Below are 20,460 nucleotides of genomic sequence, written 5' to 3'. Positions count from 1 at the left end.
AACGCCGGCATCGCCCCCGCTCTACGTTGGTGCCACCCCAGCCCCGACAGGGGCACCGCCCCGGCCCAACGCCGGCACCACCCCGCCCCCGGCGTCTCCCGTGTCCCGTGTTCCCTCAGACGTCCAGCGTGGCCGGGGAAGTTTCCGGGCGGGTGGTCGGTCGGAGGTTTGTGGAGCGGGTGCGTAGGCGGTGGGCTGTGCGCCAGGCGTCGGTGGTCAGGAGCATGAGGGCCAGCCAGACCAGGGCGAAGCCCGCCCAGCGTTCAGGCGGCATGGCCTCGTGGAAGTAGAGGATGCCCAGGAGGAACTGGAAGACCGGCGCCAGGTACTGGAGCAGCCCCAGCGTGGACAGCGGCACCCGGATCGCCGCCGCGCCGAAGCAGACCAGCGGCAGGGCGGTCACGATGCCGGTCGCGGCGAGCAGCGCGGCGTGGCCGGCGCCCTCGTCGGCGAAGGTGGAGCCGCCCTGCGCGGACAGCCACAGCAGATAGCCGAGCGCGGGCAGGAACTGGATCGCGGTCTCCGCGGCCAGCGACTCCACCCCGCCGAGGTTGACCTTCTTCTTCACCAGCCCGTACACGGCGAACGAGAAGGCGAGGCAGAGGGAGATCCACGGCGGACGGCCGTACCCGACGGTCAGCACGACCACGGCCGCCGCGCCCACGCCCACCGCAGCCCACTGCACCGGCCGCAGCCGCTCCTTCAGCAGCAGCACGCCCATCGCGATGGTGACCAGCGGATTGATGAAGTACCCGAGGGACGCCTCGACCACGTGCCCGCTGTTCACGGACCAGATGTAGACGCCCCAGTTCACGGTGATCACGGCCGCGGCGATCGCGACGAGCCCCAGCCGCCGCGGCTGCCGCAGCAGCTCGCCCGCCCAGGCCCAGCGCCGGACGACGACCAGCGCGACGGCGACGAACGCGAGCGACCACACCATGCGGTGGGCGAGGATCTCCACCGCCCCGGCGGGCTTGAGCAGCGGCCAGAAGAGCGGGACCAGGCCCCACATCCCGTAGGCGGCGAGGCCGTTCAGCAGGCCTATCCGGCCCTCACCCTTCGACGTCCCGGCCACGGGTCCTCCTTCTCACGTCAGGCACGCGCAGGCATGCGGCCCCGCGTGGAGAAGGTAACGCCGAGCACCCCCGCCTGTCATGCCCGTATCGCCATACGGTCATGACAGGCGAGGGTGACGGCCCACCCGGGGCCCCGCAACGGCACGCCCAAGACCCCCGCGCCGCACTCAGCCCTTGAGCGCGGCCGTGATCGCCTCCGACAGCGGCGTGGTCGGACGGCCCGCCAGCCGGGACAGATCGCCGGAGGACACGACCAGCTCGCCCTTCGCGATCGACACGTCCACGCCGGCGAGGATCGCGGCGAACTGCTCGGGCAGCCCGGCGCCGGTCAGGATGCCGACGAGCGCCTCGGCCGGCACGGAGTTGTAGACGATCTCCTTGCCGGTCTGCCGGCTCAGCTCGGCCGCGTACTCGGCGAAGCCCCACGCCTCGTCGCCGCCCAGCTCGTACGTCTTGCCCTCGTGGCCCTCGCCGGTGAGGACGGCGACCGCGGCGGCCGCGTAGTCGGCGCGCGAGGCGGAGGAGACCCGGCCCTCGCCAGCGGCGGCGACGACAGCGTTGTGCTCCAGCACCGGGGCGAGCTGCTCGGTGTAGTTCTCGTGGTACCAGCCGTTGCGCAGCAGCGCGTACGGCACGCCGGACGCGGTCAGCGCCTGCTCGGTGGCGCGGTGGTCGTCGGCGAGGGCGGCGGTGAGGCTGCCCGGCGCGCTGGTGTAGGCGAGCAGCGCGACACCGGCCGCCTTCGCGGCGTCGATGACGACCTGGTGCTGCTGCGGGCGGCCCTTGTCGAACTCGTTGCCCGAGATCAGCAGCACCTTGTCCCCGGCGGCGAACAGCCCGTCGAACGTCTCGCGCGCGTTGTAGTCGGCGGTCGCGAGCTTCACCCCGCGCGCCGCGAAGTCCGCGGCCTTGGCCTCGTCCCGTACGACGGCGGTGATCTGCTCCGCCGGAACCTTCTCCAGCAGCTGCTCCACGACGTGACGGCCGAGGTGTCCGGTGGCTCCGGTGACGACGATGCTCATGATTCAGAACTCCTAGGGGGGTGAAGGAGGGTGGGCGGTTCCCGTTCCTGCACTAACTCTAGGGGGTGCGCTAACTCTGAGAAAGTACCCACTTTGAAGTAAGGTACTGGCATGGCAGTAAGTGACACGAACGAGACGGCAGCCGTCGAGAGCCAGGCGAGAGCCGCCGAGAACGGGACCGCAGCCGCCAAGTACGACAGGGACGCCGGGCTGTGCCCGTACCGCCTCGTCCTGGAGCACGTCACCAGCCGCTGGGGCGTCCTGGTGCTGATGGAGCTGCTGGAGCGCCCCTACCGCTTCAGTGAGTTGCGCCGGGCGATCGGCCGGGTCAGCGAGAAGATGCTCACCCAGACCCTCCAGACCCTGGAGCGCGACGGTCTGGTCCATCGTGACGCCAGACCCGTGATCCCGCCGCGCGTCGACTACTCGCTCACCGACCTGGGGCGCGAGGCCGCCGCGCAGGTCAAGGCGCTGGCGACCTGGACCACGGAGCGCATGGCCGACGTGGAGGAGGCCCGCCGTACATACGACGAGGCCCGGGAGGCGCGCTCCCGGGCCTCGTGAGACGCCGGCTCAGCCGACGACGGTCCAGGTGTCCCCGCCGGCCAGCAGCGCGGCGAGGTCGCCCTTGCCGTGCTGGTCGATCGCCGCGTCCAGCTGGTCCGCCATCTGGGTGTCGTAGACCGGCCGCTCCACGGCCCGCAGGACGCCGATCGGCGTCTGGTGCAGGGTGTCCGGGTCGGCCAGCCGGGACAGGGCGAAGGCGGTGGTCGGGGACGCCGCGTGCGCGTCGTGGACCAGGATCTCGGACTCGTTCTCCGCGGTCACGGCCACCACCTTCAGATCACCGGTCGCCGCGTCCCGTACGACGCCCTTCGCGGAGTCGGCTCCGAAACGGATCGGCTGCCCGTGTTCCAGCCGGATCACCGTCTCCTCGGCCGACTGGTTGTCCTTGAGGGCATCGAACGCGCCGTCGTTGAAGATGTTGCAGTTCTGGTAGATCTCGACCAGCGCCGTGCCCGGGTGGGCGGCGGCCTGGCGCAGCACCTCCGTCAGATGTCTGCGGTCGGAGTCGACGGTGCGGGCCACGAAGGACGCCTCGGCGCCCAGGGCCAGCGAGACCGGGTTGAAGGGCGCGTCCAGCGAGCCCATCGGCGTCGACTTGGTGACCTTGCCGACCTCGGAGGTCGGCGAGTACTGGCCCTTGGTGAGCCCGTAGATCCGGTTGTTGAACAACAGGATCTTGAGGTTGACGTTGCGCCGCAGCGCGTGGATGAGGTGGTTGCCCCCGATGGACAGCGCGTCCCCGTCGCCGGTCACGACCCACACGCTCAGGTCCCGCCGGGAGGCGGCGAGCCCCGTCGCGATCGCGGGCGCGCGGCCGTGGATGGAGTGCATGCCGTAGGTGTTCATGTAGTACGGGAACCGCGAGGAGCAGCCGATGCCCGACACGAAGACGATGTTCTCCCTGGCCAGCCCGAGCTCCGGCATGAAGCCCTGGACGGCCGCCAGGATCGCGTAGTCACCGCAGCCGGGGCACCAGCGCACTTCCTGATCCGACTTGAAGTCCTTCATGGACTGCCGGGCCTCGGCCTTGGGGACGAGCGACAGCGCCTCGATCGTGGTGCCCGTGCGTTCCGCCGCGCGGCCGGCGGCGCGTGCGGCCGTCACCGCCCCGGAGGAACCGGTCGTCTCAGTCATCGATGGCCTCCTTGAGTGCCGCGGCGAGCTGCTCCGCCTTGAACGGCATACCGTTGACCTGGGTGTACGAACGCGCGTCGACCAGGTACTTCGCCCGGATCAGGGTGGCGAGCTGGCCGAGGTTCATCTCGGGGATCACGACCTTGTCGTACGCCCGCAGCACCGCGCCGAGGTTGCCCGGGAACGGGTTCAGATGCCGCAGATGGACCTGCGCGACCGCCTCCCCGGCCGCCCGCAGCCGCCGTACCGCCGCCGTGATCGGCCCGTACGTCGAGCCCCAGCCGAGCACCAGCGTGCGCGCGCCGTGCGGGTCGTCGACCTCCGCGTCCGGGACGTCGATCCCGTCGATCTTGGCCTGCCGGGTGCGGACCATCAGATCGTGGTTGGCCGGGGCGTAGGAGATGTTCCCCGTCCCGTCCTCCTTCTCGATGCCGCCGATGCGGTGCTCCAGACCCGGCGTCCCCGGCACCGCCCAGGGCCGGGCGAGGGTCTGCGGATCCCGCTTGTACGGCCAGAAGACGTCCGTGCCGTCCGCCAGGGTGTGGTTCGGGCCCTGCGCGAACTGCACGCTCAGGTCGGGCAGTTCGTCCAGCTCCGGGATCCGCCAGGGCTCGGAGCCGTTGGCGAGGTAGCCGTCGGAGAGCAGCATCACCGGCGTGCGGTAGGCGAGGGCGATGCGGGCGGCCTCCAGGGCGGCGTCGAAGCAGTCGGCCGGAGTGCGCGGGGCCACGATCGGGACCGGGGCCTCGCCGTTGCGCCCGAACATCGCCTGGAGCAGATCGGCCTGCTCGGTCTTGGTCGGCAGCCCGGTGGACGGGCCGCCCCGCTGGATGTCGACGATCAGCAGCGGCAGCTCCAGGGAGACCGCGAGCCCGATGGTCTCGCTCTTCAGCGCGACGCCCGGCCCGGACGTGGTCGTCACCGCCAGCGAGCCGCCGAAGGCCGCGCCCAGCGCCGCCCCGATGCCCGCGATCTCGTCCTCGGCCTGGAAGGTCCGCACACCGAAGTTCTTGTGCTTGCTCAGCTCGTGCAGGATGTCCGACGCCGGGGTGATCGGGTACGAGCCGAGGAACAGCGGCAGATCGGCCTGGCGGGAGGCGGCGACGAGGCCGTACGCCAGCGCCAGGTTCCCGGAGATGTTCCGGTACGTGCCCACCGGGAACGCCCTGGCCGCCGGCGCCACCTCGTAGCTGACGGCGAAGTCCTCCGTCGTCTCCCCGAAGTTCCACCCGGCGCGGAACGCGGCGATGTTGGCGGCCGCGATGTCGGGCTTCTTCGCGAACTTCGACTTCAGGAATCTCTCGGTTCCCTCCGTCGGCCGGTGGTACATCCATGACAAGAGGCCGAGCGCGAACATGTTCTTGCTGCGCTCGGCCTCTTTGCGGGTGAGGTCGAATTCCTTGAGTGCCTCGACGGTCAGGGTGGTCAGGGGGACCGGATGGAGCTGGTAACCGTCGAGGGACCCGTCCTCCAGCGGCGAGGCCGCGTACCCCACCTTCTGCATCGCCCGTTTGGTGAACTCGTCCGTGTTGACGATGATCTCCGCGCCCCGCGGCACATCGCCGATGTTGGCTTTCAGCGCGGCCGGGTTCATCGCGACCAGCACATTGGGCGCATCACCCGGCGTGAGGATGTCGTGGTCGGCGAAGTGCAGCTGGAACGAGGAGACGCCGGGGAGGGTGCCTGCGGGCGCACGGATCTCGGCGGGGAAGTTGGGCAGCGTCGACAGGTCGTTGCCGAACGACGCCGTCTCCGAGGTGAAGCGGTCGCCGGTGAGCTGCATGCCGTCACCGGAGTCCCCGGCGAACCTGATGATGACCCGGTCGAGGCGGCGGACGTCCTTCGCCCCGTCCGGTTTGCGCTGCTCTCCCACGACGGACCCGTCGGTGTGTTCCGCTGGGCTGCTGACCTGACTGGTCACTGACTGGACCTCCCTCGAGGTGGCTGTCCAGAGGGGCCTTCCCGAAGGCCCTCCCTGGATCAACCCTACGTCGGTAGAGGGCGCCTCCCTCGGCCTTCCACATGGCGGACATCGCCGCGAGACGGCCGGGGTGCGCCCCGACTTGCCATGATTTCCCGAGTTCTCCCGGCTGTCACGAATTGAGATAGGTGAGCACGGCGAGTACACGCCGATGATCCCCGTCGCTGGGCGACAGACCCAGCTTCAGAAAGATGTTGCTGACGTGCTTCTCGACCGCGCCGTCGCTGACCACCAGCTGCCGGGCGATCGCCGAGTTCGTCCGCCCTTCGGCCATCAGCCCGAGCACCTCCCGCTCGCGCGGGGTGAGCCCGGCCAGAACGTCCTGCTTACGGCTGCGTCCGAGCAGCTGAGCGACCACCTCGGGGTCGAGCGCGGTGCCCCCTCGCGCCACCCGCACCACCGCGTCCACGAACTCCCGCACCTCGGCCACCCGGTCCTTCAGCAGATAGCCCACACCATGGCTGGAACCGGCCAACAGTTCGGTGGCGTACCTCTCCTCCACGTACTGCGACAGCACCAGCACCCCCAGCCCCGGATGCGCCTTCCTCAGCCGGACGGCCGCCCGCACTCCCTCGTCGGTGTGCGTCGGCGGCATCCGCACGTCCGCGACGACCACGTCCGGCAGCGCCCCCTCGGCGTCCAGCTCGGTCACCGTCTTCACCAACGCCTCGCCGTCCCCGACCCCCGCGACGACGTCGTGCCCCCGGTCGGTCAGCAGCCGGGTCAGCCCCTCCCGCAGCAACACCGAATCCTCGGCGATGACCACCCGCACCCTGTCCTCCACGATCCCGGCCCCCCAGCGCACATCCCTGTCCCACCCGTCTGGTTGAACGCGTCCAGCATTCCAGCAAACGGTCGCGACGCGCTCGGGCGTCGAGAGGTTGTCGAGCGCTTTCGGCCGAGCGGGTGAACTCTGCAGCCCGTCTGGGGGTGCCCCCTCTGGGGGAGTTTGAGGACGAGGCCCGTTCAGGGCCGAAAGCGGGGGTCCGGGGGCGGCAGCCCCCGGGGGGACGGGAAGGGGCGGCGGGGGCGAAATCCCCCACCGCCCCACGACGGATCGCCGAACTGCACACGAAGCCACGCACGAACCACGCCGAACTACGCCCGCCAGGGCAACTCCGCGGTCACCCGAGTGGGCCCACCCGCAGGCGAATCCACCACCAGAATCCCGTCCACCGCATCCAACCGCCCGGCCAACCCCGCAAGCCCCGACCCGCCGGAGGCATCCGCACCGCCCACCCCGTCATCCACCACCTGAAGCATCAACCGGTTCTCCACCCGCCACACATCCACCGACGCCGACCGCGCCCCACTGTGCTTGCTGACGTTCTGAAGCAGCTCCGACACCGTGAAGTAGGCGATCCCCTCGATCGCCGCCGTGGGCCGCGAGGTCAGATCCACCTCCACCCGCACCGGCACCGTGCACCGCGACGCCACCGACGACAGCGCCGCGTCGAGCCCCCGGTCCGTCAGCACCGCCGGATGGATGCCCCGCGCCAGATCCCGCAGCTCCTGGAGCGCCGTCTTCACCTCGCCGTGCGCCTCGTCCACCATCCGCGCCGCCGCCCGCGGGTCCTCCCGCAGCTTCTCCTTCGCCAGCCCCAGATCCATCGCCAGCGCCACCAGCCGCGCCTGCGCCCCGTCGTGCAGATCCCGCTCGATGCGCCGCAGGTCCGCCGCCGCCGTGTCGACCACGACCCCCCGGTCGGACTCCAGCTCCACCACCCGCGAGGCCAGCCGCGACGGCCCGAGCAGCCCGTGCACCATCACCCGGTCCACCGTCGTCAGCGCCCGCACGATCCACGGCGTCGCCATCGTGAACAGCAGCCCCACCAGCGCCGTCATCGTGATCTCGAACGGGTTGTCGAGGTAGATCCGGTGGTGCTCGTCGCCGTACAGCTGGAGCCCGCCCTGCCCGCCGTACAGCGGGAAGACCCAGAACCACAGCGGATACATCAGCATCGCCCAGCCGTACGTCCAGAAGACGACCGCGACGGAGAACGAGAACACCGCCCACGGCAGATGCAGCACCGCGTACAGCACGTGCCGCCACGACGTGCCGCTCTTCAGCACCGCGACCGTCCAGGCCATCACGCCCCGCCCGCGCGGCCGCAGCGGCTCCGGCGCGGCCACGTCCAGGCCGAGCAGCCCGCGCGCCCGCGCCCGCTCCAGCGCCCCGAGCCCCCGGCAGCCGGCCAGCCCCGCCGCCAGCACCGGAATGCCGAGGAACGTCACCAGCAGCCCCGCGCCCACCGACAGCATGACCACCGCGTACGTGAACAGGACGATGCTGATCGGCAGGCTCAGCAGGACGAAGAAGAACTCCCGCCAGGCCCGCGCCTCCACCGGCGCCCGCAGCGCCAACGGCACCCGTCGCCGCCGCTCCCCGGCCCCGTACCCGGAGTTTCCGTACCCCGAGTCGCGCCCGTAGGACCCGTACCCCCCGTGGTCCCCGTACTCCCCGAACTGCGTGGTCATCGGCGTCGTCCGTTCTACTCGTCTCGTCGTCTCGTCTGCGGGCGTCGTCCCCTACCTCCACCCTCCCGTCCGGCGGGGCCGCGGACCATGGAGTCCGTCGGCCTCTTGAACGGGGGGTTTTCCCTACCCCACCGCCCCGCCCACCCCACCGCCCCGCGCCGCCGCGCGCCCCCTACCGGTCCCGCCAGGGCAGCTCCGCCGTCACCGTCGTCGGCCCGCCCGGCGGCGAGTCCACGACGAACAGACCGTCCACGGCGTTCAGCCGCTCCGCCAGCCCCCGCATCCCCGTGCCGCCGTCGAGCCGCGCGCCGCCCCGGCCGTCGTCCCACACCTGGATGAGCAGCCGGTCCTCCACCCGCCACACGTCCACCGACGCCGACCGCGCCCCGCTGTGCTTGCTGACGTTCTGGAGCAGCTCCGAGACGGTGAAGTAGGCGATCCCCTCGATGGCCTGCGCCGGCCGGGCCGTCAGCTCGGCCGTCACCTGCACCGGCACCGTGCACCGCGAGGCCACGGACGACAGCGCCGCGTCGAGCCCCCGGTCCGTCAGCACGGCCGGATGGATGCCCCGCGCCAGGTCGCGCAGCTCCTGGAGCGCGAGCTTCACCTCGCCGTGCGCCTCCTCGACCATCGCCGAGGCCGCGTCGGGGTCCTCCAGCAGCTTCTCCTTCGCCAGACCGAGCCCCATCGCCAGGTTGACGAGCCGGGCCTGCGCACCGTCGTGCAGATCCCGCTCGATGCGCCGCAGATCGGCGGCGGCCGTGTCGACCACGACCCCCCGGTCCGACTCCAACTCGGCGATCCGCCGCTCCAGTTCGTCGGACGGCGACAGCAGCGCCCGCACCATCGCCCGGTCCGCGTTGGTCAACCCGCGCGCCACATACGGCAGCACCGGCCACAGCACGAACAACGACACCAGGACCACCGTGAACGTGGCGATGCCCCACGGCAGCCGGATGAAGTCGTACAGCAGCGTCCGCCAGGCCACCGGGTCCTTCAGCGTCAGCCACATGCCCTGGAAGAAGTTGCCCGACCGCCGCAGGGGCAGCGGGCTCGGCTCGTCGATCCGCAGCCCGAGCAGCAGCCGCGCCCGCCCCCGCTCGAACCGGCCGATCAGCCGCGCGCCCAGCAGCCCGAGCGCCAGCAACGGCATCCCCACCGCCGTCAGCGTCAACGCGGCGCCGACGAACAGCGCGGTGATCCCGTAGGTGAACCCGACGATCGACATCGGCAGGTTCGCCAGGAGATGCGCGATCTCCTTCCAGGTCTGCGCGTCATAGGCGAAACGGGGCGGCGGCAGACGGTCCTCGTTCCCCGCCGTCCCCCGGGAGGGCATGGTGCTCCGCCCGGTCACGGCGACGGCCACGGCAGGTCTGTACGCCGCCGCGGGGGCGGGCTTGGAGGCGGACTTGGATGCGGTCATACGGGTCAGCGTGCCGCGCGGCGCGCCGCCGCGCCATGGAGTTCGCCGCCTGAGCCACCTGGGGAAAACCCCACCCCCATTGCCCCGGGCGTGACGGGCTGCTTACCGTGCCTTTATCAGGCCCTAGACTCCCGTGCGTACAGATCGTCGAACAGGCCGAGACGGGGAGCGAGGGACGGACGGTGCCGCAGACGTCGCACGAAACGCTGACGGGTCCGACGGTCGTGATCGCGTCGGACTACTTCGACTCCTACGCGGTCGTCGGACTGCTCGCCGCCGTCGGCGTGCTGTTCGTCGCCGTCGCCTTCGGCGCGGGCCGCCTGCTGCGCCCGGTGGTCCCCACCCCCGAGAAGCTCCTGACGTACGAGTGCGGCGTCGACCCCGTCGGCGAGGGCTGGGCCCACACCCAGGTCCGCTACTACGTCTACGCCTTCCTCTACGTCATCTTCGCCGTCGACTCGATCTTCCTCTTCCCCTGGGCGACGGTCTTCGCCGCCCCCGGCTACGGCGCGACCACGCTCGTGGAGATGTTCCTCTTCCTCGGCTTCCTCGCCGTCGGCCTGCTGTACGCATACAAGAAGGGCGTCCTGGCATGGACGTGACCCCTGACGTGACCGCCGGCGCGACTCCCGACGCCACCCCCGACGCGCCCGCCCCGGAACCCGTACTGCTTCCGGAGCCGAAGCGCCTGGGCACCCTCGCCCGCCTCGCGCCCGAGCCGATGAAGGTGGTCCTGAACTGGGGCCGCCGCTACTCCCTCTGGGTGTTCAACTTCGGCCTCGCCTGCTGCGCGATCGAGTTCATCGCCGCGTCGATGGCCCGCCACGACTTCATCCGCCTGGGCGTGATCCCCTTCGCGCCCGGCCCGCGCCAGGCCGACCTGATGATCGTCTCCGGCACGGTCACCGACAAGATGGCCCCCGCCGTGAAGCGCCTCTACGAGCAGATGCCGGAGCCCAAGTACGTCATCTCCTTCGGCGCGTGCAGCAACTGCGGCGGCCCCTACTGGGACTCGTACTCCGTCACCAAGGGCGTCGACCAGATCATCCCCGTGGACGTCTACGTCCCCGGCTGCCCGCCCCGCCCCGAGGCGCTGCTCCAGGGGATCCTGAAGCTCCAGGAGAAGATCGCGCGCGAGTCGCTCAGCGAGCGGTACGCCCCCGACGCCTCCCGCCCGTCGCCGGCCGCGCTCCAGAGCGGCCTGGTACGACCGCCCGCTCCCGGGGCCGCCGGGACCGCCGGGACCGCCGGGGCCTCCGCGGCTCCCGAGGGGGACGCGCGATGACCGCCCCCGGCTGGCTGCCCGCCCCCGCCGAGGAACTCTTCGGCGACGGGGCCACGGCCGAGGAGTCCTACGACGTCCTCACCGTCGACGTCCCCCCGGCCGCCTGGCTCACCGCCCTGGAGACCGCCCGCGACCGCCTCGGCTGCACCTACTTCGACTGGCTCAGCGCCGTCGACGAACCCGGCGCCGGCTTCCACGTCTCGGCCCACGTCGTCGCGCTCTCCCCGGTCCGCCGGCTCCTCGTCCGCACCACCGTCCCGCACGAAGCCCCCGCCCTCCCCACCGCCGTCGGCGTCTACGCGGGCGCGGCCTGGCACGAACGCGAGACGCACGAGATGTTCGGCGTCCGCTTCGAGGACCACCCGGCCCTCGACCACCTCCTCCTGCCGGAGAACTTCGAAGGCCACCCCCTCCGCAAGGACTTCGTCCTCGCCGCCCGAGTCGCCAAGGCCTGGCCCGGCGCCAAGGAACCCGGCGAATCCGAACACGGCGGCCCCAAACGCCGCCAGATGCTCCCTCCCGGCGTCCCCGACCCCAACGACTGGGGCCCCCTCAAGGGCCAACTCCCCCCAGCCCCCACCCGCCCGACCCGCGCCCCAGCAGCCCGCACACCGGGCGACCGCCCGACCCGAACGGCGGGGGACCGCCCGGTACGAGCGGCGGGGGAGCGGGCCGCAGCCGCGGGGGAACGCCCGGTGCGAGCCGCGGGGGAGCAGGCCGCAGCCGCGGGGGACCGCCCGGTACGAGCCGCGGGCGAGCGTCCCGTGCGAGCCGCGGGGGAGCGTTCCGCAGCCTCGGCCGAGCGTCCGGTGCGAGCTGCCGGCGAGCACCCGGCGGGCCCGGCCGACGCACCCTCCGCCCAGGCGGCGGGGGAGCCCCCGGCACAGCCGGCAGCCGCCGAACGCCCCGCACGGCCGACGGGCGAACGCCCGGCACGCCGCATGCGCACGGCAGCCGAGGGCTCGGCCAGCCAGACCCCGAGCCAACCCCCGCCCACCACACCGGAGACGGCGACGCCCGCGGACACCCCGCCGACCGCACCGACGACACCCAGCACCCCCCGAAGCCCGACCGGCCCCCGCCGCTCCCGAAGCGCGTCCGGAGGCTCGGCCTCCCAACGAGCGGAAGACCCGACCACCCCGGGCACGTCACCAGAACAGAACGACGCTGCCGGGTCTGCGGAAGCTGCCGAACCCGCCGCACCCCAGCCCCAGGTCCAGCCTCCGGCCCCGACACGAGGCCCCCGCCGCGCACGCAGTGCCTCACAAGGCTCGGCCAGCCAACGGGAGGCAACCCCGGATGCCGCCGCCCCGGATGCCGCCGCCCCGGATGCCGCCGCCCCGGATGCCGTCGGTGAGACGGCCCGCCCAGCCCGGGCCCCCCGCAGCTCCGACGCCCCGTGGCACCACGCCCGACCGGCCTTCGACGACTCCGAGCCCCGGAGCAAGCGGACGGAACCCGACCGACCGGAGCCGGAACGCCCGCCGTCGCCGGCCGACGACACCCCCGCCGACACCGAAGCCGACCCCGCCACCGACGAGGAAGGCACCCCCGACAGGCCCGACACCCCCCGAGGAGGCCCGCAGTGAGTGACGTTCTCGATGTCGCTCTGCGGCTCCTGGTCGTCTTCGTCGTTTTTCTCACCTTCCCGTTGATCATCGGTCAGACCGAGCACAAGGTCATGGCCCATATGCAGGGCCGCCTGGGGCCGATGTACGCCGGCGGCTTCCACGGCTGGGCCCAGCTCATCGCGGACGGTGTGAAGTTCGCGCAGAAGGAGGACGTCGTTCCGGCGGGCGCGGACCGGCGGATCTTCCAGCTCGCCCCCGCCGTGGCCCTGCTGCCGTATCTCCTCGTTCTCCTCGCCATCCCCATCGGCCCGGGCGAGGGCGCGGTCGGCGAGGTCATCGACGCCGGCGTCTTCTTCGTGCTCGCGGTGATGGGCGTGGGCGTCCTCGGCTCGCTCATGGCCGGCTGGGCCTCCGCCAACAAGTTCTCCCTCCTCGGCGGTCTCCGCACCGCCGCACAGCTCCTCGCCTACGAACTCCCCATGCTCCTCACCGCCGCCTCGGTCGCGATGGCCGCCGGGACGGTCTCGCTCCCCGGCATCCTCGACGCCTTCGAGTGGTGGTGGCTGCCCTGGCAGATCGTCGGCGCGGTCGTCTTCTTCGTCGCCGGCCTCGCCGAACTCCAGCGGCCTCCCTTCGACATGCCCGTCGCCGACTCCGAGATCATCTTCGGCGCGTACACCGAGTACACCGGCCTCCGTTTCGCGTTGTTCCTCCTTGCCGAGTACGCCGGCATCGTCGTCCTGTGCGGCCTGACCACCGTCCTCTTCCTGGGCGGCTGGCACGGCCCCTGGGGCGCCGACGGCCTCGGCTGGGTCTGGACCCTGCTGAAGACCGCCGCCCTCGCCTTCATCGTGATCTGGCTCCGCGTCACCTACCCCCGGCTCCGCGAGGACCAGCTCCAGAAGCTCTCCTGGACCCTCCTCGTCCCCCTCTCCCTCGCTCAGATCGCTCTCACCGGCATCGTCAAGGTGGTGATCCAGTAACCATGGCCCCCATCCCCGGGAGCGGCCTCGCCAAGGGCCTGGCCGTCACCCTCCGCACGATGACGCGGAAGACCGTCACCGAGCAGTACCCGGACACCCAGCCCGATCTCCCGCCCCGCACCCGCGGAGTGATCGGCCTGTTCGAGGAGAACTGCACGGTCTGCATGCTCTGCGCCCGTGAGTGCCCCGACTGGTGCATCTACATCGACTCCCACAAGGAGACCGTCCCGGCGGCGGCCCCCGGCGGCCGCGAACGCAGCCGCAACGTCCTCGACCGCTTCGCCATCGACTTCTCCCTGTGCATGTACTGCGGTATCTGCATCGAGGTCTGTCCTTTCGACGCCCTGTTCTGGTCCCCGGCGTTCGAGTACGCCGAGACCGACATCCACGACCTCACCCACGAGCGGGACAAGCTCCGCGAGTGGATGTGGACGGTCCCGGCCCCGCCCGCCCTCGACCCCGGAGCGGAGGAGCCCAAGGAGATCGCCGCCGCCCGCAAGAGCGCCGAGAAGCTGGCAGCCGCCCGGGCCGCCGAAGAAGCGCAAGCCGCCCAGGACGGACCGGACAAGCCCCCGGAGGGAGAGGCATGACCCTCACTCAGGCCCCGCAGGGCTTCCTCTCCCCGACCGGCGTCGAGATCGCGTTCCTCCTCGTCGGTCTGGTCACCTTCGGCGCGGCCCTCATCACCGTCACCACCCGTCAACTGGTCCACGCCGCCCTGTGGCTGGTGGTCGCCCTCGGCGGCCTCGCCGTCGAATACCTCCTGCTCACCGCCGAGTTCATCGCCTGGGTGCAGGTCCTCATCTACGTCGGTTCCGTCGTCGTCCTCCTTCTGTTCGGTCTGATGCTCACGCGTGCTCCCATCGGCCGCTCACCGGACGCCGACTCCGGCAACCGGTGGGCCGCCCTCGCCGTCGCCGTCGTCGCCGCGGCGGCCCTCGTCTGGGTGGTCGTCGACGCCTTCCGCACCACCTGGATCGACCTCGACGGCCCGGCCGCCGGCTCCACCGCGGTCACCGGCGCGAGCCTCTTCCAGCACTGGGTCCTTCCCTTCGAGGCACTCTCCGTCCTTCTCCTCGCCGCACTGGTCGGCGCGATCGTCCTGTCCCGCAAGGCGAAGGCGGAGTCGAGCTCTCCCCCTGTGAACTCGCGAACGGTCACCGAGAGTTCCCGAAGCGTCACAGAAAGTTCTGGAAGTCGGTCCGGGCCGTCCAGGTCGTCCAAGCCGTCCGAGTCATCCGAGTCGTCCGAGCAGGAAGGCGTCCGCTGATGCACCTCGCCTATCCCGCCGTCCTCTCCGCCCTCCTCTTCTGCACGGGCCTGTACGGCGTACTCGCCCGCCGCAACGCGATCCTGGTCCTGATGTCGGTCGAGCTGATGCTCAACGCCGTCAACCTCAACCTCGTCGCCTTCGACGTCTGGCTCAGCAGGACCGCCGCGGAGACCCTGCACTCCGGCCAGGCCCTGACCCTGTTCACCATCGCCATCGCCGCCGCCGAGATCGGCATCGGCCTGGCCATCGTCCTCGCCGTCCACCGCAACCGCGGCACCGCGGACATCGACAAACTCCGCGACACCGCCGAGGGCCACGAGAGCCCCGGCCTCCACGACGGCACCGACGACGGCACCGACCACGGCATCGACGGCCCCGACAACGGCGCCCGCACGGCACGGCAGGCCGGCCGGGCCGGGAAGGCTGAGGCCTCCGCGTGACCACCACCACCCTCGCCGTCCTCGTCCCGCTCCTGCCGTTCCTCGGCGCGGCCGCCGGTCTGCTCCTGGGCCGCACCGCCCCCGGCTTCGTCCGCCCGCTCGCGGTCCTGCCGACCCTCACCTCCCTCGTCCTGGCCGTCGTGGTCGCCCTGCGCCAGGGCGGGGACGCGGCCGTCGACGCGGCCACCGAGCTCACCCCCACCGGCTCGGTCCCGATCGAACTCGCCCTGCACATCGACGGCTTCGCCGCGCTCGTCGCCCTCGTGGTCGGCCTCGTCGCCACCTGCGTGCAGATCTACTCGACCGGCTACCTGCGCGAGGACCCGCGCTACCCCTCCTACGCCGCCCTCGTCTCCCTGTTCACCTCCGCGATGTTCCTGGTCGTCTACTCCGGCGACCTGATCGTCCTGCTGGTCGGCTGGGAAGTCATGGGCATCTGCTCCTACTTCCTGGTCGGCCACTACTGGGAGACCCCCGAGGCCCGCGCCGCCTCCATCAAGGCCTTCCTCGTCACCAAACTCGGCGACGTTCCCTTCCTCCTCGGCCTGTTCGCCCTCGCCACCGACGCCGGCTCCTTCCGCATCACGAAGGTCCTCGGCGCCGTCGCCCACGACGGACTCGACCACCCGACGACCGTCGCCCTGCTCCTCCTCGCGGGCGTGGCCGGCAAGTCGGCGCAGTTCCCGCTGCACACCTGGCTCCCCGACGCGATGGCGGGCCCGACACCCGTCTCCGCGCTGATCCACGCCGCGACGATGGTCGCCGCCGGCGTCTACTTCGTCGCCCGCCTCCTCCCCGTCTTCGAGGCCTCCCAGGCCGCGATGGTCGTCCTCGCCGTCATGGCCGGCGTCACCATGGCCGGCTCGGGTCTCGCCGCACTCGCCCAGGACGACATCAAGCGCGTCCTCGCCTACTCGACGATCGGCCAGCTCGGCTACATGACCGGCGCCCTCGCCGTCGGCGACCGCGGCGCCGCCGTCTTCCACCTCCTCTCGCACGGCGCGTTCAAGGCGCTGCTGTTCCTCGCCGCCGGCGTGATCATCCACGCCGCCGGCACCAACTCAATGGCCGCCATGTCCCGCATGGGCCATCTGCGCGACCGCGTCCCCGACGCGTTCTGGACGATGACCGTGGCGCTCCTCGCGCTCGCCGCGATCCCGCCGTTCAGCGGCTTCTTCTCCAAGGAGTCCGTCCTCGGCGCCGCCGAGCACGTCTCCACCGGCCACACCGAGCACGCCCCCGCCGCCGCGGGCTGGATCGTCCTCGTCGCCGGACTGCTCACCGCCCTCCTCACCGCCGCCTACGCGGCCCGCCTGTGGCTGCTGACCTTCTGGGGCCGGGGCGCCGAGGCCCCCGACCACGGCCGGCAGCCCCTGTCGATGACGGTTGTGCTGTGGGTGCTCGCCGTCCCCTCCCTCGCCCTCGGCGGGCTCGCCTACCGCACGCTGCCCGACTGGTTCGACGGCGGCGACCTCGCCCCGACCCTCGCCACCTCCGTCCTCGGCACGGGGCTGGCGCTGATCGGGCTCCTGACCGTCTACGCCGCCTGGCGCCACACCACCGCCGTCGCCGCGCGCGTGCCCCTGGGTGCGGTCGCCGCCCACCCCGGGGGCGACGCCGCACAGGTCGAGGCCGAGGCCATCGCGAGCCACGCGCCCGCGTACGGCGACGTGGCCTCAGCTCCCGACCCGGCCGACCCGGGACGGCTCCTGCTCGGCCCGCTGCACCGCCACGCCGCCGTCGGCTTCCACCTGGACGCCGTCTACCGGGCCCTGTTCGTACGCCCGGTGCAGGCCGCGGCGAGCCTCGTGCGGTTCCTCGACCGCGAGGTCGTCGACACCTACGTACGCGGCGCGGGCACCCTGCCCCGCTGGCTCGGCGCCGCCGTACGGCGCGCCCAGACCGGCAACGTCCAGACCTATGTGAGCGCCCTGCTCGCCGGCACCGTCGTCCTGGCGGTCGCCGCCCTCCTCGTCGCGACGGGAGCGTGAGCAGGAGTGATCGATATCAGCGAGTCCGTGATGCAGTTCCTTCTGGCGTTGATCGTGGTCGGCCCGCTCCTCGGGGCGGCCGCCGCTCTCCTGCCCGCCCCGCCCGGACTGAAGGGGAAGTCACCCGAGCAGGCCGTCCTGCGGCACGGCGTCACCGTGACCGGCGCGATCCTCGCCGCCGCGATCGCCCTCGCGGTCGGCTTCGACCACGACCAGCCCTCGAAGATGCAGGCCACGACCGACATCAGCTGGATCCCCGCACTCGACGTGCGCATCCACCTCGGCATCGACGGCATCTCCCTCCCCCTCCTGGTCCTGACCGCGCTGCTGACCTTCCTCTGCGCGCTCTACTCGTACTTCAACCCGCCCAAGGGCCCCAGCCCGAAGGCCTTCGTCGCGCTCCTGCTCGTCCTGGAGGCCGGCACCCTCGCCACCTTCGCCGTCCTCGACCTGCTCCTGTTCTTCCTCGCCTTCGAGACGGTCCTGATCCCGATGTACTTCCTCATCGCCCGCTGGGGCGGCGAGGACCGGACCCGGGCGGCCTGGAAGTTCATCCTGTACACGCTGCTCGGATCCGTGGTCATGCTGCTCGGCCTGCTCCTGATCGGCGTCACGGCGGGCACATTCGACATGGTGGCACTCGCCACTGACAACGGCCGGTCGCTGACCACATCCGTGCAGGTCATCGCCGTTCTTTCGATCGGGATCGGGCTCGCGGTCAAGACCCCGATGTGGCCCCTGCACAGCTGGCTTCCGGACGCCCACACCGCCGCCCCGACCGTCGGCTCGGTCCTCCTCGCCGGCGTCCTGCTCAAGATGGGAACGTACGGGTTCGTCCGGATTCTCCTGCCGGTCGCGCCCGACGGCTTCCGCACCTTCGCGCCCTACCTCGCCGCCTTCGCCGTCGTCGGCATCATCTACGGCTCACTGGCCTGCCTCGCCCTCGCCAAACGGGGAGCGAAGGGCGACCTCAAGCGCCTCATCGCCTACTCCTCCGTCGGCCACATGGGCTTCGTCCTCCTCGGCATCGCCTCCACCACCCCGACCGGCGTGAACGGCGCCCTGTTCGCCAACATCGCCCACGGCCTCATCACCGGCCTGCTGTTCTTCCTGGTCGGCGCCCTGAAGGACCGCACCGGCACCAGCGACCTCGACACCCTCGCCCAGGAGACCGGCGCCGCGCTCTACGGGAAGGCCCCGCGCCTCGGCGGCCTCCTCGCCTTCGCCGCGGTCGCCTCCCTCGGCCTGCCCGGCCTGGCCGGGTTCTGGGGCGAGATGCTGGCCCTGTTCGGCGCGTTCGACCCCGCCGAGGGCCTCAGCCGCCCCGCCTTCCTCACCTTCACGGCGATCGCCGCGTTCGGCACCCTGCTGACCGCCGCCTACCTGCTCGTCGTCGTCCGCCGCGTCTGCATGGGCACGATCCCGCAGGACGCGCCGCGGCTCGCCGACGTCCGCACGTACGAGTTCGCCGCCTGGACCCCGCTCGTCGTCCTCACCGTCGTCGCGGGCCTGTGGCCCAAGGCACTCCTCGGCCTCACCGACCCGGCCGTGCAGCAGCTCCTCGCAGGAGGCACCCGATGAGCTCCTCGGCCGCGCCGTCCGTCGTCCAGTCCGTCGACTGGCTCGCGATCGCCCCGCCCACCCTGACGGCCGTCGTCGGACTCGTCGTCCTCGTCGCCGACCTGTTCGTCGCCGAGCACCGCAAACCTCTCCTCGGCCGGCTCTCCGTCGCCGGCCTCGCCGCCTCCACCGCCCTGCTCCTGCCCCTCCGGGACGGCGACCGCTCCACCTTCTGCCTCACCGGCGACACACGCGTGTGCAGCTACACGGCCGACCACTTCACCCTCGTCATCCAGTTCCTGGTGCTCGGGGGAGCGCTGCTCGCCGCCCTCCTGTCGGTCACCGCCCTGAAGGACGCGCGCGGGCGGCTCCCCGAGGGCGAGTTCTGGTTCCTGCTGCTCTCCTCCGCCGCCGGCGCCGCCCTCCTGCCCGCCTCCCGCGACCTCGCCACCCTCGTCGTCGCCCTGGAGGTCGCCTCCCTGCCCGCGTTCGCCCTCGTCGGCATCCGGCACGGCGACCGCAGGTCCTCCGAGGCCGCCCTCAAGTTCTTCCTGTCGTCCGTCACCGCGACCGCCGTCAGCCTCCTGGGCATCAGCTTCGTCTACGCCACCACCGGCACGATGCACCTCACCCAGGTGGCCGAGCGCATCCAGGACGTCGACGGGCAACTCCACACCCTCGCCCAGGCCGGAGTCGTCCTCACCCTCATCGGCTTCGCCTTCAAGACGGCCGCCGTACCCTTCCACTTCTGGGTCCCCGACACCTATGTCGGCGCGCCCCTCCCCATCGCGGCCTACCTCTCGGTCGTCGGCAAGGCCGTCGGCTTCTCCGGCCTCATCCTCGTCACCGTCGTCGCCTTCCCCTCGTACGCCGACGTGTGGGGCCCCTCGCTGGCCGTGCTCGCCGCCCTCACCATGACCGCCGGCAACGTCGGCGCCCTCCGCCAGCAGGCCACGCGCGCGTACAGCGCCGTACGCCTGCTCGCCTGGTCCTCCGTCGGCCAGGCCGGCTACCTCCTCGTCCCGATCGCCGCCGCCGCGTACTCCGACGACCCCGAGCACTCCATCGGCTCCACCGTCGCCTACGCGCTGATGTACGCCGCCGTGAACCTCGGAGCCTTCGCGGTGGCCGCCCTCGTCGGCCGTACGCGCCCGCAGAACCGCGTCGCCGACTACCGGGGCCTCCACGCGAAGAACCCCCTCGCCGCGCTCCTCCTGGCCTTCTTCCTGCTCTGCCTGGCCGGGCTGCCGCCGGGCATCATCGGTCTCTTCGCGAAGGTCACCGTGTTCTCCGCCGCCGTGGACGCGGGCCTCGGCTGGCTGGCGGTCGTCATGGCCGTCAACGTGGTGATCGCCCTGTACTACTACCTCCAGTGGACGGCCCTGCTGTTCCGCGCCCCCGAGGGCGAGCCCGTCCGGCACCGGGTCCCCGCGCCCCTCACGGCCGCCCTCGCCCTCACCGCCGTCCTCGGCGTCGCCCTCTCCGGAGCACCTCAGCTGGTCCTGCGCTTCGCCGACACCGCCCTCTTCTGATCCCTCACCCGGACGGCCCACGCCGGCCGCCGGAAGCGCAAGGGAACCCGGGCCCCTCGTCTGGCGTTGACCAAAACGGGAGGTTCCACTGGACGTGGCACCACGACACCAGTGGCATCGCAGATCAGGCAGCACACCAGGCAG

18 protein-coding genes are annotated in these 20,460 nt (G+C 71.8%); 11 read left to right on the top strand and 7 right to left on the bottom strand.

The window, feature by feature from the left end; genetic code table 11:
* Positions 1–115: 115 nt before the first annotated feature.
* Positions 116–1,075, bottom strand: coding sequence for an EamA family transporter RarD (rarD, locus tag ACFYX4_RS08875; protein WP_389328166.1), 960 nt, complete (start codon positions 1,073–1,075; stop codon positions 116–118).
* A gap of 168 nt (positions 1,076–1,243) precedes the next feature.
* A complete protein-coding gene (locus ACFYX4_RS08870) occupies positions 1,244–2,098 on the bottom strand; it encodes an SDR family oxidoreductase (protein WP_389328163.1) in 855 nt (284 codons plus the stop codon).
* 111 nt (positions 2,099–2,209) lie between these two features.
* Between ACFYX4_RS08870 and ACFYX4_RS08865 the strand changes: the two genes are divergently transcribed.
* Positions 2,210–2,662 carry a winged helix-turn-helix transcriptional regulator gene (locus ACFYX4_RS08865; protein ID WP_389328160.1) on the top strand — a complete coding sequence of 151 codons (453 nt, stop codon included), beginning with the start codon at positions 2,210–2,212 and terminating at the stop codon, positions 2,660–2,662.
* 9 nt (positions 2,663–2,671) lie between these two features.
* Here ACFYX4_RS08865 and ACFYX4_RS08860 read toward each other — a convergent pair whose 3' ends face one another.
* From ACFYX4_RS08860 to ACFYX4_RS08840, 5 genes are all read right to left on the bottom strand, one after another.
* Positions 2,672–3,673, bottom strand: coding sequence for a 2-oxoacid:ferredoxin oxidoreductase subunit beta (locus ACFYX4_RS08860; protein ID WP_389328664.1), 1,002 nt, complete (start codon positions 3,671–3,673; stop codon positions 2,672–2,674).
* 118 nt (positions 3,674–3,791) lie between these two features.
* Positions 3,792–5,720, bottom strand: coding sequence for a 2-oxoacid:acceptor oxidoreductase subunit alpha (locus tag ACFYX4_RS08855; RefSeq protein WP_389328157.1), 1,929 nt, complete (start codon positions 5,718–5,720; stop codon positions 3,792–3,794).
* Between the two features lie 172 nt (positions 5,721–5,892).
* Positions 5,893–6,552, bottom strand: coding sequence for a LuxR C-terminal-related transcriptional regulator (locus ACFYX4_RS08850; RefSeq protein ID WP_389328661.1), 660 nt, complete (start codon positions 6,550–6,552; stop codon positions 5,893–5,895).
* Between the two features lie 326 nt (positions 6,553–6,878).
* Entirely contained in the window at positions 6,879–8,258 is a 1,380-nt protein-coding gene (locus ACFYX4_RS08845) for a sensor histidine kinase (protein ID WP_389328154.1), read from the bottom strand.
* A gap of 172 nt (positions 8,259–8,430) precedes the next feature.
* Positions 8,431–9,594 carry a sensor histidine kinase gene (locus tag ACFYX4_RS08840; RefSeq protein WP_389328658.1) on the bottom strand — a complete coding sequence of 388 codons (1,164 nt, stop codon included), beginning with the start codon at positions 9,592–9,594 and terminating at the stop codon, positions 8,431–8,433.
* Positions 9,595–9,863: 269 nt separating this feature from the next.
* On the opposite strand from ACFYX4_RS08840, the gene ACFYX4_RS08835 reads away from it, so the two are divergent.
* The 10 genes from ACFYX4_RS08835 to ACFYX4_RS08790 are packed head-to-tail and all read left to right on the top strand — an operon-like array spanning position 9,864 to position 20,316.
* Complete coding sequence (locus ACFYX4_RS08835) at positions 9,864–10,283, top strand: NADH-quinone oxidoreductase subunit A (protein WP_389328151.1); 420 nt, start codon at positions 9,864–9,866, stop codon at positions 10,281–10,283.
* Complete coding sequence (locus ACFYX4_RS08830; protein WP_389328148.1) at positions 10,274–10,966, top strand: NADH-quinone oxidoreductase subunit B; 693 nt, start codon at positions 10,274–10,276, stop codon at positions 10,964–10,966. The genes ACFYX4_RS08835 and ACFYX4_RS08830 overlap by 10 nt, the downstream gene beginning before the upstream one ends.
* A complete protein-coding gene (locus tag ACFYX4_RS08825) occupies positions 10,963–12,555 on the top strand; it encodes an NADH-quinone oxidoreductase subunit C (RefSeq protein WP_389328145.1) in 1,593 nt (530 codons plus the stop codon). The genes ACFYX4_RS08830 and ACFYX4_RS08825 overlap by 4 nt, the downstream gene beginning before the upstream one ends.
* Entirely contained in the window at positions 12,552–13,520 is a 969-nt protein-coding gene (locus ACFYX4_RS08820) for an NADH-quinone oxidoreductase subunit H (protein WP_389328141.1), read from the top strand. Before ACFYX4_RS08825 ends, ACFYX4_RS08820 begins: the two co-directional genes overlap by 4 nt.
* A 2-nt stretch (positions 13,521–13,522) precedes the next feature.
* Positions 13,523–14,110 (top strand): NuoI/complex I 23 kDa subunit family protein, encoded by a 588-nt coding sequence (locus ACFYX4_RS08815; RefSeq protein WP_389328138.1) that lies wholly within the window; start codon positions 13,523–13,525, stop codon positions 14,108–14,110.
* Entirely contained in the window at positions 14,107–14,790 is a 684-nt protein-coding gene (locus tag ACFYX4_RS08810; protein ID WP_389328135.1) for an NADH-quinone oxidoreductase subunit J, read from the top strand. The genes ACFYX4_RS08815 and ACFYX4_RS08810 overlap by 4 nt, the downstream gene beginning before the upstream one ends.
* Complete coding sequence (gene nuoK, locus ACFYX4_RS08805; RefSeq protein ID WP_389328132.1) at positions 14,790–15,233, top strand: NADH-quinone oxidoreductase subunit NuoK; 444 nt, start codon at positions 14,790–14,792, stop codon at positions 15,231–15,233. The genes ACFYX4_RS08810 and nuoK overlap by 1 nt, the downstream gene beginning before the upstream one ends.
* Entirely contained in the window at positions 15,230–17,224 is a 1,995-nt protein-coding gene (locus ACFYX4_RS08800) for an NADH-quinone oxidoreductase subunit L (protein WP_389328129.1), read from the top strand. The genes nuoK and ACFYX4_RS08800 overlap by 4 nt, the downstream gene beginning before the upstream one ends.
* 6 nt (positions 17,225–17,230) lie before the next feature.
* Positions 17,231–18,805, top strand: a complete 1,575-nt coding sequence (locus ACFYX4_RS08795) for an NADH-quinone oxidoreductase subunit M (RefSeq protein ID WP_389328127.1) — start codon at positions 17,231–17,233, stop codon at positions 18,803–18,805.
* On the top strand, positions 18,802–20,316 hold the full coding sequence (locus ACFYX4_RS08790; protein ID WP_389328124.1) for an NADH-quinone oxidoreductase subunit N: 1,515 nt from the start codon (positions 18,802–18,804) through the stop codon (positions 20,314–20,316). The genes ACFYX4_RS08795 and ACFYX4_RS08790 overlap by 4 nt, the downstream gene beginning before the upstream one ends.
* The last annotated feature ends 144 nt before the right edge of the window (positions 20,317–20,460 follow it).

It is taken from the genome of Streptomyces sp. NPDC002328 (genome assembly GCF_042890065.1).
Taxonomy (GTDB): Bacteria; Actinomycetota; Actinomycetes; order Streptomycetales; family Streptomycetaceae; genus Streptomyces.
This window is presented reverse-complemented; position numbering and strand designations above follow the sequence as displayed.